General features: G+C 62.1%; 14 protein-coding genes. All 14 read right to left on the reverse strand.

The window, feature by feature from the left end; translation table 11 throughout:
- Positions 1–21: 21 nt before the first annotated feature.
- Positions 22–1,212 (reverse strand): elongation factor Tu, encoded by a 1,191-nt coding sequence (tuf, locus tag Q4G32_RS01285; RefSeq protein ID WP_303348655.1) that lies wholly within the window; start codon positions 1,210–1,212, stop codon positions 22–24.
- A 229-nt stretch (positions 1,213–1,441) separates the two neighbouring features.
- Positions 1,442–3,556 (reverse strand): elongation factor G, encoded by a 2,115-nt coding sequence (fusA, locus tag Q4G32_RS01290; protein ID WP_303348656.1) that lies wholly within the window; start codon positions 3,554–3,556, stop codon positions 1,442–1,444.
- 105 nt (positions 3,557–3,661) lie between these two features.
- Positions 3,662–4,132: a 30S ribosomal protein S7 gene (rpsG, locus tag Q4G32_RS01295; protein ID WP_047691286.1), complete on the reverse strand. Its 471-nt coding sequence runs from the start codon at positions 4,130–4,132 to the stop codon at positions 3,662–3,664.
- Positions 4,132–4,506 (reverse strand): 30S ribosomal protein S12, encoded by a 375-nt coding sequence (gene rpsL / locus Q4G32_RS01300; RefSeq protein WP_303348659.1) that lies wholly within the window; start codon positions 4,504–4,506, stop codon positions 4,132–4,134. The genes rpsG and rpsL overlap by 1 nt, the downstream gene beginning before the upstream one ends.
- Positions 4,507–4,922: 416 nt before the next feature.
- Positions 4,923–5,735: an IclR family transcriptional regulator domain-containing protein gene (locus Q4G32_RS01305; protein ID WP_303348660.1), complete on the reverse strand. Its 813-nt coding sequence runs from the start codon at positions 5,733–5,735 to the stop codon at positions 4,923–4,925.
- Positions 5,732–6,391: a 3-oxoacid CoA-transferase subunit B gene (locus Q4G32_RS01310; RefSeq protein WP_303348661.1), complete on the reverse strand. Its 660-nt coding sequence runs from the start codon at positions 6,389–6,391 to the stop codon at positions 5,732–5,734. The genes Q4G32_RS01305 and Q4G32_RS01310 overlap by 4 nt, the downstream gene beginning before the upstream one ends.
- Positions 6,392–6,427: 36 nt before the next feature.
- A complete protein-coding gene (locus tag Q4G32_RS01315; RefSeq protein ID WP_303348664.1) occupies positions 6,428–7,108 on the reverse strand; it encodes a 3-oxoacid CoA-transferase subunit A in 681 nt (226 codons plus the stop codon).
- Positions 7,109–7,120: 12 nt separating this feature from the next.
- Positions 7,121–8,326, reverse strand: a complete 1,206-nt coding sequence (locus Q4G32_RS01320; RefSeq protein WP_303348666.1) for a thiolase family protein — start codon at positions 8,324–8,326, stop codon at positions 7,121–7,123.
- On the reverse strand, positions 8,323–8,835 hold the full coding sequence (locus tag Q4G32_RS01325; protein ID WP_303348668.1) for a carboxymuconolactone decarboxylase family protein: 513 nt from the start codon (positions 8,833–8,835) through the stop codon (positions 8,323–8,325). The genes Q4G32_RS01320 and Q4G32_RS01325 overlap by 4 nt, the downstream gene beginning before the upstream one ends.
- A 3-nt stretch (positions 8,836–8,838) precedes the next feature.
- A complete protein-coding gene (locus tag Q4G32_RS01330) occupies positions 8,839–9,708 on the reverse strand; it encodes an alpha/beta fold hydrolase (RefSeq protein ID WP_303348670.1) in 870 nt (289 codons plus the stop codon).
- 16 nt (positions 9,709–9,724) lie between these two features.
- Positions 9,725–11,242, reverse strand: a complete 1,518-nt coding sequence (locus tag Q4G32_RS01335) for a lyase family protein (RefSeq protein ID WP_303348672.1) — start codon at positions 11,240–11,242, stop codon at positions 9,725–9,727.
- The gene (pcaG, locus tag Q4G32_RS01340; protein WP_303348673.1) at positions 11,239–11,829 is read right to left on the reverse strand and encodes a protocatechuate 3,4-dioxygenase subunit alpha; all 591 of its coding nucleotides are present in this window, start codon (positions 11,827–11,829) and stop codon (positions 11,239–11,241) included. The genes Q4G32_RS01335 and pcaG overlap by 4 nt, the downstream gene beginning before the upstream one ends.
- Entirely contained in the window at positions 11,822–12,607 is a 786-nt protein-coding gene (gene pcaH / locus Q4G32_RS01345; protein ID WP_303348675.1) for a protocatechuate 3,4-dioxygenase subunit beta, read from the reverse strand. The genes pcaG and pcaH overlap by 8 nt, the downstream gene beginning before the upstream one ends.
- 241 nt (positions 12,608–12,848) lie before the next feature.
- Positions 12,849–14,045: a 4-hydroxybenzoate 3-monooxygenase gene (locus Q4G32_RS01350; protein ID WP_303348677.1), complete on the reverse strand. Its 1,197-nt coding sequence runs from the start codon at positions 14,043–14,045 to the stop codon at positions 12,849–12,851.
- Positions 14,046–14,072 lie beyond the last annotated feature (27 nt).

The raw sequence follows: 14,072 nt of genomic DNA on the forward strand, positions 1-14,072 counted from the left end.
CCCAGATCAATCAGCGAGTGATCACTTGATGATCTTGGTGACCTTGCCGGAGCCAACGGTGCGGCCGCCTTCACGGATGGCGAAGCCGAGGCCGTCTTCCATGGCGATGGGCTGGATCAGCTCAACGGTCATCTCGGTGTTGTCACCGGGCATGACCATCTCGGTGCCTTCCGGCAGGGTGATGACGCCGGTGACGTCGGTGGTCCGGAAGTAGAACTGCGGACGGTAGTTCGAGTAGAACGGGTTGTGACGGCCACCCTCGTCCTTGGAGAGGATGTAGACGTTCGCCTCGAAGTCGGTGTGCGGGGTGATGGAGCCCGGCTTGCAGACAACCTGGCCACGCTCGACGTCGTCGCGCTTGAGGCCACGCAGCAGCAGGCCACAGTTCTCACCGGCCAGAGCTTCATCCATCTGCTTGTGGAACATCTCGATACCGGTCACGGTGGTCTTCTGGATCGGGCGGATGCCAACGATCTCGACCTCGGAGTTGATCGGCAGGGTGCCACGCTCGGCACGGCCGGTCACCACGGTGCCACGACCGGTGATGGTGAAGACGTCCTCGATGGGCATCAGGAAGGGCTTGTCGGTCTCGCGGACGGGGTCCGGGATGAACTCGTCAACAGCTTCCATCAGGTCCTCAACGGACTTGACCCATTCGGCGTCGCCTTCCAGAGCCTTCAGAGCGGAAACGCGGATCACGGGAGCGTCGTCGCCGTCGAAGCCCTGGTCGGACAGCAGTTCGCGGACCTCCATCTCGACCAGGTCCAGCAGCTCTTCATCGTCGACCATGTCGGACTTGTTCAGAGCAACCATCAGGGAGGGCACGCCCACCTGACGGGCCAGCAGAACGTGCTCGCGGGTCTGGGCCATGGGGCCGTCAGTTGCAGCAACCACCAGGATTGCGCCGTCCATCTGGGCGGCACCGGTGATCATGTTCTTGACGTAGTCAGCGTGGCCGGGGGCGTCCACGTGAGCGTAGTGACGCTTTTCGGTCTGGTACTCGATGTGCGCGATGTTGATGGTGATACCGCGCTGGCGCTCCTCGGGAGCGGAGTCGATCATGCCGAAATCGCGCTGCTCGTTGATGTCCGGGTACTTGTCAGCCAGGACCTTGGAGATGGCAGCCGTGAGCGTGGTCTTGCCGTGGTCGACGTGGCCGATGGTGCCGATGTTGACGTGCGGCTTGGTGCGCTCGAACTTGGCCTTCGCCATGGTTGTTCCTCCTAGAACGTGAGTGGAAACCTTGCTTGCCCGCTCGCGCAGGCATAAGAGGCGCTGAAGCGAACAGAAACCTCTGCAAGTGTAGTCATGTGGTGGTTCGTTATGAAATTGGAGATTGTGTCCCGCGCCCGCTGGGAACGGGACACAATCTCAGGGCTCGGATGGGTCACCCGAGCGGCGATTCGCTACCGGGACACACCCGTTGCGAATCGCTGACGACTCATTCGCCGCGGTTCTTCTGGATGATCTCGTCAGCCACGGTCTTGGGAACCTCTGAGTAAGAGTCGAACTGCATGGAGTACACCGCGCGACCCTGGGTCTTCGAGCGCAGGTCTCCGATGTAGCCGAACATCTCAGACAGCGGAACGTTGGCCTTGACCAGCTTGACTCCGGTGACGTCCTCCATGGACTGGATTTGTCCACGGCGGGAGTTCAAGTCACCGATGACATCGCCCATGTACTCCTCCGGAGTACGGACCTCAACGGCCATGAGCGGTTCCAGCAGCACCGGGTTGGCACGCTTGGCGCCTTCCTTGAACACCATGGAACCGGCGATCTTGAACGCCATTTCGGAGGAGTCGACGTCGTGGTAAGCGCCGTCGATCAGCGTTGCCTTGACACCCACCATGGGGTAGCCGGCCAAGATGCCCAACTGCATGGCGTCCTGGATACCGGCGTCCACCGACGGGATGTACTCGCGCGGCACACGACCACCGGTAACGGCGTTGTCGAACTCGTAGAGCTCTTCGGCATCCAGCTCGATCGGGGCGAAGGAGACCTGCACCTTTGCAAACTGACCGGAACCACCGGTCTGCTTCTTGTGGGTGTAGTCGACCTTGTCCACGGCCTTCTTGATGGTTTCGCGGTAAGCCACCTGGGGCTTGCCCACGTTGGCTTCCACCTTGAACTCGCGCTTCATGCGGTCCACCAGGATGTCCAGGTGCAGCTCGCCCATGCCGCCGATTTCGGTCTGACCGGTTTCGTCGTTCAAGGACACCGTGAAGGTGGGGTCCTCTGCGGAGAGCTTCTGGATGGCCGTGGACAGCTTCTCCTGGTCACCCTTGGTCTTGGGCTCAATGGCCACAAAGATCACGGGAGCCGGGAAGGACATGGACTCCAGCACAATCGGGTTGGCCGGATCGCACAGGGTGTCACCCGTGGTGGTGTCCTTCAGACCGATGGCCGCATAAATGTGGCCAGCCTGAATTTCCTCAACCGGGTTCTCCTTGTTGGAGTGCATCTGGAACAGCTTGCCAATGCGCTCCTTCTTGCCCTTGGTCGAGTTCAGCACCTGCTCGCCGGCCTTGGCCTTGCCCGAGTAAACGCGGGTGTAGGTCAGGGTGCCGTAGAACGGGTGAGTTGCCACCTTGAACGCCAGAGCGGAGAAGGGAGCAGCCGAGCTCGCGGGGCGAGTCATGACTTCTTCTTCGTCGTTCACGGCGTGGCCCTGGACGTCGGGGACGTCCAGCGGGGAGGGCAGGTAGTCGATCACGGCGTCCAGCATGGGCTGCACACCGCGGTTCTTGAAGGCGGAACCACACAGCACGGGGTAAGCCTGGGAGCTGATGGTCAGCTTACGGATGCCGGCCTTGAGCTCCTCAACGGTCAGCTCTTCGCCGCCCAGGTACTTCTCCATGAGGTCGTCGTCGGCTTCGGCGACGTCCTCAACCAGCTTGTTGCGGTATTCCTCCGCGCGATCCTGCAGATCAGCCGGGATCTCCTGGGTTTCGTATGAGGCACCCAGGGAGACATCGCCCTTGGAGTCGCCTTCCCACACGAGTGCCTTCATGGTCAGCAGATCAACCACGCCGACGAACTCGGATTCGGAACCGATCGGCAGCTGCAGGACCAGAGGCTTGGCGCCCAGGCGGGAGATGATGGTGTCCACGGTGAAGTAGAAGTCCGCACCGAGCTTGTCCATCTTGTTGACAAAGCAGATACGGGGGACGTCGTACTTGTCAGCTTGACGCCACACGGTCTCCGACTGCGGCTCAACGCCTTCCTTGCCATCGAACACGGCAACGGCACCGTCGAGCACACGCAGGGAACGCTCCACCTCAACGGTGAAGTCCACGTGACCGGGGGTGTCGATGATGTTGATCTGGTTGTCGTGCCAGTAGCAAGAGGTGGCAGCGGAGGTGATCGTGATGCCACGCTCCTGCTCCTGCTCCATCCAGTCCATCGTCGAGGCACCGTCGTGGGTCTCGCCGAGCTTGTGGTTGATGCCGGTGTAGAACAGGATGCGTTCGGTTGTGGTCGTCTTGCCGGCATCAATGTGGGCCATGATGCCGATGTTGCGGACCTTCTTGAGGTCGGTAAGCACGTCAAGTGCCACGGTGTATCCCTTCTGAGGTGTGGCCATCGGTCTGCCGCCCGAACCACCCGGGGGTGGTTGTCAAAGGAGCGGCAGACCGGGCCGATGGTACCAGCGGGGCTGGTATTACCAGCGGTAGTGAGCGAAGGCCTTGTTGGAGTCAGCCATCTTGTGGGTGTCTTCACGGCGCTTGACCGCTGCACCGAGGCCGTTGGAGGCGTCCAGGATCTCATTCATGAGACGCTCGGTCATGGTGTTTTCGCGGCGGGCTTTGGCGTAACCGACCAACCAGCGCAGCGCCAGAGCGGTGGAACGTCCGGCACGGACCTCAACGGGCACCTGGTAGGTGGCACCACCGACGCGGCGGGAGCGCACTTCCAGAGCAGGCTTGACGTTTTCCAGAGCCTTCTTCAGGGTGGCGACAGGCTCGGAGCCGGTCTTCTGCTCCACACCGGCCAGGGCGCCGTAAACGATGCGCTCGGCGGTGGACTTCTTGCCATCCTGCAGGACTTTGTTGATCAGCTGGGTGACGACCGGCGAACCGTAGACGGGGTCGACAACGAGCGGGCGCTTGGGAGCGGGACCCTTACGAGGCATTACTTCTTCTCCTTCTTCGCGCCGTAGCGGGAGCGGGCCTGGCCGCGTCCCTTGACACCCTGGGTGTCCAGGGCGCCGCGGACGATCTTGTAGCGAACACCGGGGAGGTCCTTCACACGACCACCGCGAACCAGCACGATCGAGTGCTCCTGGAGGTTGTGGCCCTCACCGGGGATGTACGCGGTGACCTCGATGCCGCCGTTGAGGCGCACACGAGCGACCTTACGCAGAGCGGAGTTCGGCTTCTTGGGGGTGGTGGTGTACACACGGGTGCACACGCCACGCTTCATGGGGTTGCCCTTCAGGGCAGGCGCCTTGGTCTTCACGACCTTGGGGCTGCGGCCCTTCCGGACCAACTGCTGAATAGTTGGCACTTTGTCTCCTGGTGACGGCGGCCCGCAAGGAACGGCACCGCTTTCATGGTGGTCTGTGGCTTTTGACGGCCTGCTCGTCACCCGCCGCTCACTGGAGCGTGGACATACAAAAAAGTGGCACTGAGGTTCATCTTGCGATCCTCGGGACGGTGTCCAAATTGCCACTGGAATGCGATCTCATGTTTGCCATAATCGCGGTCTGCTGAATTCACAGATTCCGCTAAAGGCAGGCATGGGTGATCGAGCCAATCCCGGACAGCTTAGCAGAGTCCCCGCTGCGTGGCTACTGCTCGGGTGCGCCAGTCTGCGGGACGCACGGGCTTGCGAGACAGCATGGGCTGGTGGGACGGCATGGGCTGGCCAGATGCAGAAGTAGCGGCGAGGCCGCGTGGGTGGCCCGGTGGCGGCGAGGATGGCTAACTGGCTGCACTGGCCACCAGATCGCGGTGCACTGCGGCGGCGCAGCTTTGCAGGTGGGGCAAGATCTGCCCCACCGGATCATCAGCCGCCGGACTTGCCCCCACCCTCATGGAGACATTGGCTGCGGCCACGGTCACCCCGCGGGAATCCTGGAGCGGGACCGCCACGGAACGTAGCCCGGCTTCCAATTCCTGATCCACGACGGCGTAGCCACGCCGGCGAACCTCATCCAGTCGCCTGATGAGTTCTTGCGGCGTGGAAACCGTCCGAGCCAGGAGAGGATCACCCAGGTGCTCAGCGCACCGGGCCACGGCGTCGTCGTTGCTCAGTTGCGCCAACAGGACCCGGCCCATGGACGTTGCGTGCGCGGGGAAACGGGTTCCCACGGCGATGGCCACGTTCATGATGTGGCGCATCTGCACCCGGGCCACATACACAATGTCTCCGCCGTCCAGGACCGCCACCGAGCAGGATTCCTGCACCTGTTCGGAGAGCTGGCGCAGGTGCGGGGTGACCAACTCGGGCAAGGTCAGTGCCGACAAGTAGGAGTAGCCCAGCGTGAGAACTTTTGCGGTGAGCTCGAACTGCCGACCGTCACTGCGCACGTAGCCGAGTTCTTCCAGGGTCAACAGAAAACGCCTGGCCGTGGCGCGCGTGAGGCCGGTTCGGCGCGCCACATCCGAGAGCGTCATGCTGGGGTGGCGGTCGTCGAAGGCCGCGATGACCGCCAGACCCCGCGCCAGGGATTGCACAAAGTGCCCGCCACCCTCGCGTGCATTCGGACCACCTTCACCACCCGCGGTGCTCATACAGCTCGCTCCACCGGGAATGGCACCAGGTCTTGGACATCGTCAAAATCGCAGCCGAAGGTTTCCCGAACCACCACGGTGCCGCCTCCCTGCATCAAAAAGACTGCCTGATCGGTGTAAACCCGAGAAACACAACCCACTCCAGTCAGCGGCATGGTGCATTCCTCCACCAACTTGGGCTGGCCGTTCTTGGCGGTGAGGGTCATCATCACGAACGTTTGTTTTGCTCCCGTGGCAAGATCCATGGCCCCACCCACCGCAGGAATGGCATCCGGTTTGCCCGTGTGCCAGTTGGCCAGGTTCCCCGCACGGTCCACCTGAAAGGCGCCGAGCACACAGCAATCCAGGTGACCGCCGCGCATCATGGCAAAGGAATCCGCGTGGTGAAAGTAGGAGCATCCCGCAGTCTCCTGGACGGGGATTTTCCCGGCGTTGATCAAATCCACGTCCACGTCATCACCGTGGGCCTCTGCTCCCATGCCGAGCATGCCGTTTTCCGTGTGCAGCGTGACATCATCCTCCGGGGTCAGGTAATTGGACACCAAGGTGGGTTGGCCGATCCCCAGGTTCACGTAAGCCCCCGCTGGAATGTCCGCCGCCACCACTTCAGCCAGTTCCTGCGGACTCAGCGCCGCCTCCCGAGTCTTGCGAGTCATGCTGTGCTCTCCTTCAACAGTTCCGGACAGTGCCGCTCAGGCCTGTCCCACGGCAGATTCGGACACGGCGACCACGGTGTCCACGTAAATCCCCGGGGTCACCACCACCTCCGGGTCCAGTTGGCCACGTTCCACAAGGTGGCTGACTTGAACAATCGATTGTGTGGCGGCAGCGGCCATGATGGGGCCAAAGTTTCGCGCGGTTTTGCGGTAGACCAGATTGCCCGCACGATCCGCGGTGAGCGCCTTGGTCAAGGAATAGTCCGCGGTGATGGGGTACTCCAAAATCTGCATTTTTCCACCGAGCTCACGGACCTCTTTGCCGTCAGCCAAGGGCGTGCCGTAACCGGTTGGCGTGAAAAAGGCCCCGATTCCCGCACCGGCCGCACGGATTCGTTCCGCAAGACTGCCCTGCGGCACCACTTCCAGCTCGATCTCACCGGCGTGGTACTTGGCATCAAAATGGTGAGAATCCGATTGCCGCGGGAAAGAGCAGATGATCTTGCGTACTCGCCCCAGGTGGATCAGCTTGGCCAGCCCCACATCCCCGTTGCCTGCGTTGTTGTTCACCACGGTCAGCTCCGTGGCGCCCTGCTCGATCAAGGCGTCAATGAGTTCCACGGGCTGCCCGGCAACACCAAAGCCCCCGATCATCACGGTGGAACCATCTTTGATGGGAGCCACGGCCTGGGCCGCTGATTCAACGATATTGAGCATGACGGCAGTCCTTCACTTCGCGTCTTCGTTTTCGAGCACCACGGCAAGCCCCTGGCCAACGCCGATGCACAGGGAGGCCACGCCCCAGCGCTGATTCTCGGCCTTCAGACGCCGCGCCAAGGTCCCCAGCACGCGAGTTCCGGAGGCTCCCAGCGGGTGCCCGATGGCGATGGCACCACCCCAGGCGTTGACAATGTCCGTGTCCACACCCCATTGCCGTGTGCACGCCAGCGACTGTGCCGCAAAGGCTTCATTCAGTTCGACGGCGCCCACCTGGCTCCAGGTGACACCCGCCCGTTGCAGTGCCACATTCGCGGCCTCCACGGGAGCTTCACCAAAAAACTGTGGCTGATTGGCTGCGGAACCACGTCCGGCGATCCGCGCCAGCGGGTCCATGCCCAAGAGCTGTGCGCCGGCTTCTGATCCCAGCCAGGCTGCGGAAGCGCCGTCGTTCATGGGGGATGCGTTACCTGCCGTGATCGTCCCGTTCTCCGCACGGAACACGGTGCGCAGTGCGCCCAAGGATTCCGTGGTTGAGTCCGGGCGAACCGTCTCATCCGTGTGGACATCTGAACCACGTGTGGAGTTGGCCGGCACACTGACCACAAGATCTTGGTAGCGTCCCTGCTCCCAAGCTGCTGCCGCCAGCTGGTGGGAACGCGCAGCGAATTCGTCTTGCTCGCCACGGGTGATGCCGTGCTTTTCCCGCAGTTGCTCCGTGGCCTCCCCCAAGGACACCGTCCACTCCCCCGGCATCTGGGGATTCACCAACCGCCACCCCAAGGTGGAGTTGGCCAAATGCAGGTCCTGCACAGGGAATGCTCGTTCGGTTTTGGGCAGAACCCAGGGCGCGCGGGACATGGACTCCACACCACCCACCAGCATGAGATCGGACTCCCCCACCTCAATCTGGCGGGAGGCGATCATGGCAGCGTCCAGAGAGGAGCCGCACAGGCGATTGACCGTGGTGCCGGGTACAGACGTGGCAAGACCAGCCAACAAAGTGGCCATGCGTGCCACATTGCGGTTCTCCTCCCCCGCCCCGTTGGCATTTCCGAACACCACTTCATCAATGCGTTCCTGATCCAGCGCGGGGGCCCGCTCCACCATGGTGCGCACCACCAGTGCCGCCAGATCATCCGGACGATGATCGGAGAGAGCGCCGCCAATTTTGGCAAAGGGCGTGCGAACGGCGTCGTACACATAAGACGGGCTCATGACTTTTCCTTCTGCTCTGCCGTGAGGTCACTGTGACTCTGTTGACCACCGGTGTGATCTGTGCGGCCGTTTTTGTTGCTCGCGGGGCCATCAGGGTGGTCAGCAGCTTCTGCATCCAGTCGATGAAAAACCGCTCTGGCGTGGGAGAAAGCGTTGTTGGCCGCCGGCACGGAGAGATAGATGGCAGATTGGAGCAGGACTTCCTTGATCTGCTCCCGCGTCAAACCGTTGCGCAGCGCCGCCCGGACGTGCATCTCGAATTCGCCCCAATGTCCACCGGCAATCAACGCAGTCAAGGTGATGGCGCTGCGCATGGGCCGGTCAAGTCCGGGCCGAGTCCAAATCTCCCCCCACGCGTACCGGGAGATGAAGTCCTGCCATTCAGACGTGAAGTCATTTTTGGCGGCTTCCGCGCGATCCACGTGAGCATCGGAGAGCACCTCTCGGCGCACCTTCATTCCGTCCGCGTGCGCTTGTGCTTCAGTTCGCTGTGGGTTGTTGATACTCATGGCTCAGGCCTCCTGCCCGCTTTGGCTCACACGGTCCAGCACGGCGGCAATTTGTGCAGCCACGCGCTGGGGGGCTTCCGCGGGTGGGAGGTGAGCGACGTCGTGGTACTCCACGTACTCCGCCCCGGTCATGGCATCGGCCAGTTGCCGGAGCTGCTCCGGGGGTGTGGCCACATCCTGACCACCGGCCACCACGGTGACCGGCACCCCGACGCCGCCCAGTTGCCCGCGGAGGTCGAACTGGGCCAGGGCCTCACACACCTGGGCGTAGCCGTGACGGTCCGCATCTTGCAGGTCATGTAGGAGGCTGGTGGAAATACCGGTACCGGACTGTGCATCCCGGGCAATGAACCCTTCCGCAAACCACCGCTTGGCGCTGCCAATCACCTGAGTGGGAGTTCCCGCCTGGGCCACCAACTCGGCTCGTTCACGCCAGCCCTGCGCCTCACCCACTTTTTGTGCCGTGGTCACCAGCACCGCGCCCAGGACCCGCCTGGGCACATCCACCAGAAGTTGCTGGCCGACACAGCCGCCCACCGAACATCCTGCATAAACGAAAGAACGTTCTGTTTTTGTAGTTTCCCCCGCAGCCAGGACGGCATCCAAACCTGCCAAGACTCCTTGAGCCAACTCCGCCATGGTGAACTCCTGCGCAGCGGCAGGCGAGTGTCCGTGCCCGGGCAGATCCCAGCCCAAAATCCGTGCCTGCCCCTTCAACTCACGGGCCACGGGGCCCCACAGGTTGCTCACCGACGTTCCCAAGGACGGACCCACCACAACCAGGGGTGCTTCTGAGCTCGGGTCTGACAGGTTCTGGTTCTCCGTCAGTTGTGGTTCGGAGAGCATCACCCAGTGAATGTCAGGAACGGTCATTGTTGCTTGTCCTCCATCAGATCTGGTCTTCCCGCACGGAAGCCGGTTTTCCTGCAGACGAACTGGCCTGCACCTGCTCCAACCGGCACAGCGCGTCATCCACCAACTGCGCAGCTTGGCCCGTGTACCCAGCGGGATCACACAGCTCACGAATGAGCTCTGCCGTGACCGCTGAGCCATCCGGAAGAGTGCGGCCCTGCGTCAGGGCCAAGAGTTCACGCCACACGCCATCGCCATCGCCGTCACCGTCGGTCAGGGCATCAGAGCCCGGTCCGGACCTGGAACTGGGTGCATGAGTCACAAGCACCTCCTGAATCTGAGCTTTGGCCTCCAGGCCGTGATCGGTCAGCGCCGGACCCAGCACCCTCACCAGTCGCTCAGACACCAAGCCGGGATCGCTGAGTGCAAGATTGGCACGCATGGCATCCGGGAAGATCTGCAAGCCTGCGATCAACTCACCGGCCTGCAGGGTGGCCGTACCGGTGAGCTCCAAAAGATCTTGAAAGGCCGGCCACTCGCTGTGCCAGGCCCCGTCTGGACGTTCGTCCACAAATTCACCAGCGGCCACAAACAGCTGAGCCACCAACTGCGGTGTACTCAATGCTGTTCGCTTGATCAGCACCGAGAGCACAGGGTTCTGCTTTTGTGGCATGGCTGAGGACACCCCGCGGCCCGGCGCCACAGGTTCGCGCAGTTCGGCGATCTCCGGGCGGGAGAGCAACAGGACATCGTTGGCAATTGCGCCCAGTGCGGCAGCAGTCTGCCCCAGAGCCGCCCCACACTGCAGGACGGCTTCACGCGATGTGTGCCATACATGTTCAGGTGGATTCAGACCGAGCTCCGCCGCCCAGCGGCTGTTCAATGCAGTCACGGTGGTGCGATCAGCCACGCCGTCCGGGTGCATCCCCGCCGATGACTCAACCAGGGAATCAACGCCCGCCAAGGTGCCGGCAGCACCTCCCACCGCAAGCGGAAAGCGCAGATTCGCCAGCGCCTGATTCGCATCCAAAACCGCGTGCATCCACCGTGCACACCGCAGCCCGAACGTGGCGGGTACGGCGTGCTGAGTCAAGGTTCGGGCCACGCAGGGGGTGTCCCGATGCTGCGTCGCCAGCTTTCCCAGTGCCCGCGCACAGTCCATCAGTTCGTCACGAACAGCCTTCACACAGCGCTGGGCCACCACCATGAGCGCCGTGTCCAGAACATCCTGACTTGTCAGACCGCGGTGAATGCTGACCGCTGCCTCAGAGTCAACGGCACGAACCGCTGCACGGACATCGTGCAGCATGGGGATCACGGGGTTCCCCCCGGCCTCAGCCCGAATGGCAAGATCTGCAACGTCCGTGAAGTCCACCAGCGGGCCGCAGAGAACCTGCTGCACCACGTCTGCGTGTTGCGCAGGGATCAGTCCAGACGCAGCCTGAGCCCGGACCCACGCGATCTCCACGTCCACCAACGCACGCACTACGGCGTCGTCGTCCGTGAACGTGGCGAACCGGTGGGCCCCAGGCCGCAGCAATCCTCGCTGAGTCACGGCGTGTGGTTCGGGAAGGTGAGGAACACGGTTTCGCCATCACCCTGCAGGTGAATGTCAAAGTGCAGTGATCCATCGGGCTCACGCTGAGCAATCAGTGTTTGCGCACGCTGCTCCGGAAGTGCTGAGAGCACCGGATCTTGCGCCAACGCCCGGGTGTCCTCCGGCAGATAAATCCTGGTAAACAGACGATTGAGGAGACCGCGCGCAAACACGGTCATGGCAATGAACGGGGCCTTGCCTTCATCTGTTGCCCCCGGGTTGACCGTGATGAAGTCATAGTGGCCCACGTTGTCCACTGCCACGCGGCCAAAGCCGGTGAAGGTGTAGCCGTCACGGATCAAAGAGCCCGGCTCCTGCGAGACCCGGCCGTTGGCATCAGCCTGCCAGATTTCCAGCATGGAGTCCGGCACGGGATCCCCGTTGCCGTCGTAGACCGTACCGTGCAACCGCACGGCGTCCGGATGATTACGGTCCACCAGGTATTCGCCGCGTTCATAGGGCAGGGCGTAGCCGTAGAACGGCCCAATGGTCTGTCCCGGGGTGGCCACCAGATGACCGTGCCGCTGTTCGATTGACTCAGACATCGGTGTCCTCCTCGGTGGGGGTGCGGTGGGAACCAGTCAGCACAATGTCCCAGGTGTAGCCCAATGACCATTCGTGCTCAGAGGTGCTGTGATCGTAGGTGGCCACAAGGCGTTCGCGGGCCTTGGGGTCCACGATCGCCTGATAAATCGGATCCAGGTCAAAGAGCGGATCTCCCGGAAAGTACATCTGGGTGATCATGCGCTGCGTGAAATCAGTACCGAACAGGGAAAAGTGAATATGCGCCGGACGCCACGCATTGTGGTGGTTCTTCCACGGGTAAGGACCGGGCTTGATGGTGGTGAAGGAGTAAGAGCCATCATCCCCGGTCAAACAGCGGCCCACGCCGGTGAAGTTGGGATCAATGGGCGCAGGGTGCTGATCGCGCTTGTGGATGTAACGCCCAGCGGCGTTGGCCTGCCAGATTTCCACCAGCTGGTTGCGTACCGGGCGGCCATTGCCATCCAGTACCCGTCCACTCACCGTCATGCGCTCCCCGATGGGTTCGCCGCCACCTTGAATGGTGAGATCAGCTTCCAAGGCGTGCACGTCCCGCTGACCGAATGCCGGGGCCCACAACTCAATGGTTTCCGGATCCGCGTGGTGCAGGTCCTTGGTGGGGTGGCGCAGGATGGAACTGCGATAGGGCGGGAAGTCGATTCTGGGCTGCGTCTCCACCACGCCGCTGGCAGCGTAGTCACGGTATATCTCCTGCATGTCCGCAGTGATCTCCGCCTGAGAGTTCGCGGCGGCATCCGACGAAACGACGGGTTCTGCCATGGTCATCTCCTTTGATGAATCTCCAGCACGTCATGATCCGTACTGGTCAGGGACTTGTCTGTGATGACCGCCCGCTGGACGATTGCCGGCACTGGGAATTGTTCCCGATCGACTGGCTCCAGCATAACGCACATCACACGCTATGCGAACAGGTGTCCGTATAGCGCACACTTTGATGAGGGCGCCTCCTTTCGTCATGACTCACTCGTATGCTCTTTGAGCAATTCACCCGCGTGAGACTTCATTGCCACCCCGTGTAGCACTCCGCAAAATACGCGCGGCCGTGCTCCGAGTCCGTGATGGAACGCAACTGTCCGCGGCGGCGCTGCTGTTCAAAGGAGTTCTCCCCTTCCACGGTGTGCATCATGCTGGTGGCCCAATAGGAGAAGTTCTGCGCCTTCCACACTCTTTCCAGTGCTGCGGCGGAGTATCCGGCCAACAGCTGGGGGTTGCCGTCACGCAGCAAACTGACCAGAGCTGGTGCCACAACACGAACGTCACTGAAGGCCAAATTCAACCCCTTGGCACCAGTGGGCGGCACAGTGTGCCCCGCATCTCCGACCAACACCAGACTGTGATGGCGCAGCGGTTCGCAGACGTAGGAGCGAAACTTCAGGACTGTCTTGTCAAAGATTCGCCCTTGCTCAAGTCGGAAACCATCCGACCCCTGGACGCACTCCTGAAGGCGAGCCCATATCCGTTCATCACTCCAGTCAGCCACATCTGTTTGAGGGTCACACTGGAAGTACATCCGCTGCACTGTCTCTGAACGCTGGGAGATCAGGGCGAATCCTGCCTCCGAATTGGCGTAGATCAGTTCCGGCCAGCTGGGTGGCGCCTCACACAAGATGCCGAACCAAGCGAACGGATATTCGATGAAGTGCTCCGTGCGCACATCCTCCGGAATGAGCTGACGGCACATGGACCGCGACCCGTCGGCCCCCACCACAATTCGAGCGGAAATTTCCGTGGCTTGGCCGTCTTCGTCCGTGAAGGTGATGCGCGGGTTCCGGGTCTCAATGTCATGCACAGCGGTGTCCATGACGGACCAGAACAGGGTTCCGCCGTCACGTTGACGTGCCTGGTACAGGTCCCAGAACACCTCGTTCTGCGGATAGAGCCACACGGACTGGCCCACGGCATCTTGGAAGTCAATGTGATGGTTTTGGCCGTCGTAACGCAGTGTGGTTCCGCGGTGCTCATGGCCTTCGGTGAGCACCCGGCCATCCACACCGGTGTCCGTGAGCATCCGCACGCTGGCAGCTTCAAGGATCCCCGCACGGTGCGTGTGGCGAATGGTCTCCGGGTCACGGATGTCAACAACTGCGGAGTCAACACCTTCCTGAGCCAGCAGGTGGGAGAGCATCAGCCCTGCCGGGCCGGCGCCCACAATGCCCACTTGAGTCTCAATGACCCGACCTCCCGATTGCTGACCCATGGGAACTTCCTTCTGATCGACAGGCGA

Source organism: Kocuria sp. (assembly GCF_030538595.1).
Taxonomy (GTDB): Bacteria; Actinomycetota; Actinomycetes; order Actinomycetales; family Micrococcaceae; genus Kocuria.

Bases quoted from the DNA above. Each gene is read 5' to 3' on its own strand.
- tuf (WP_303348655.1), bottom strand. From the start codon at position 1,212: ATGGCGAAGGCCAAGTTCGAGCGCACCAAGCCGCACGTCAACATCGGC.
- rpsG (WP_047691286.1), bottom strand. From the start codon at position 4,132: ATGCCTCGTAAGGGTCCCGCTCCCAAGCGCCCGCTCGTTGTCGACCCC.
- Q4G32_RS01305 (WP_303348660.1), bottom strand. From the start codon at position 5,735: ATGAGCACCGCGGGTGGTGAAGGTGGTCCGAATGCACGCGAGGGTGGC.
- Q4G32_RS01310 (WP_303348661.1), bottom strand. From the start codon at position 6,391: ATGACTCGCAAGACTCGGGAGGCGGCGCTGAGTCCGCAGGAACTGGCT.
- Q4G32_RS01315 (WP_303348664.1), bottom strand. From the start codon at position 7,108: ATGCTCAATATCGTTGAATCAGCGGCCCAGGCCGTGGCTCCCATCAAA.
- Q4G32_RS01320 (WP_303348666.1), bottom strand. From the start codon at position 8,326: ATGAGCCCGTCTTATGTGTACGACGCCGTTCGCACGCCCTTTGCCAAA.
- Q4G32_RS01325 (WP_303348668.1), bottom strand. From the start codon at position 8,835: ATGAGTATCAACAACCCACAGCGAACTGAAGCACAAGCGCACGCGGAC.
- Q4G32_RS01330 (WP_303348670.1), bottom strand. From the start codon at position 9,708: ATGACCGTTCCTGACATTCACTGGGTGATGCTCTCCGAACCACAACTG.
- pcaG (WP_303348673.1), bottom strand. From the start codon at position 11,829: ATGTCTGAGTCAATCGAACAGCGGCACGGTCATCTGGTGGCCACCCCG.
- pcaH (WP_303348675.1), bottom strand. From the start codon at position 12,607: ATGGCAGAACCCGTCGTTTCGTCGGATGCCGCCGCGAACTCTCAGGCG.
- Q4G32_RS01350 (WP_303348677.1), bottom strand. From the start codon at position 14,045: ATGGGTCAGCAATCGGGAGGTCGGGTCATTGAGACTCAAGTGGGCATT.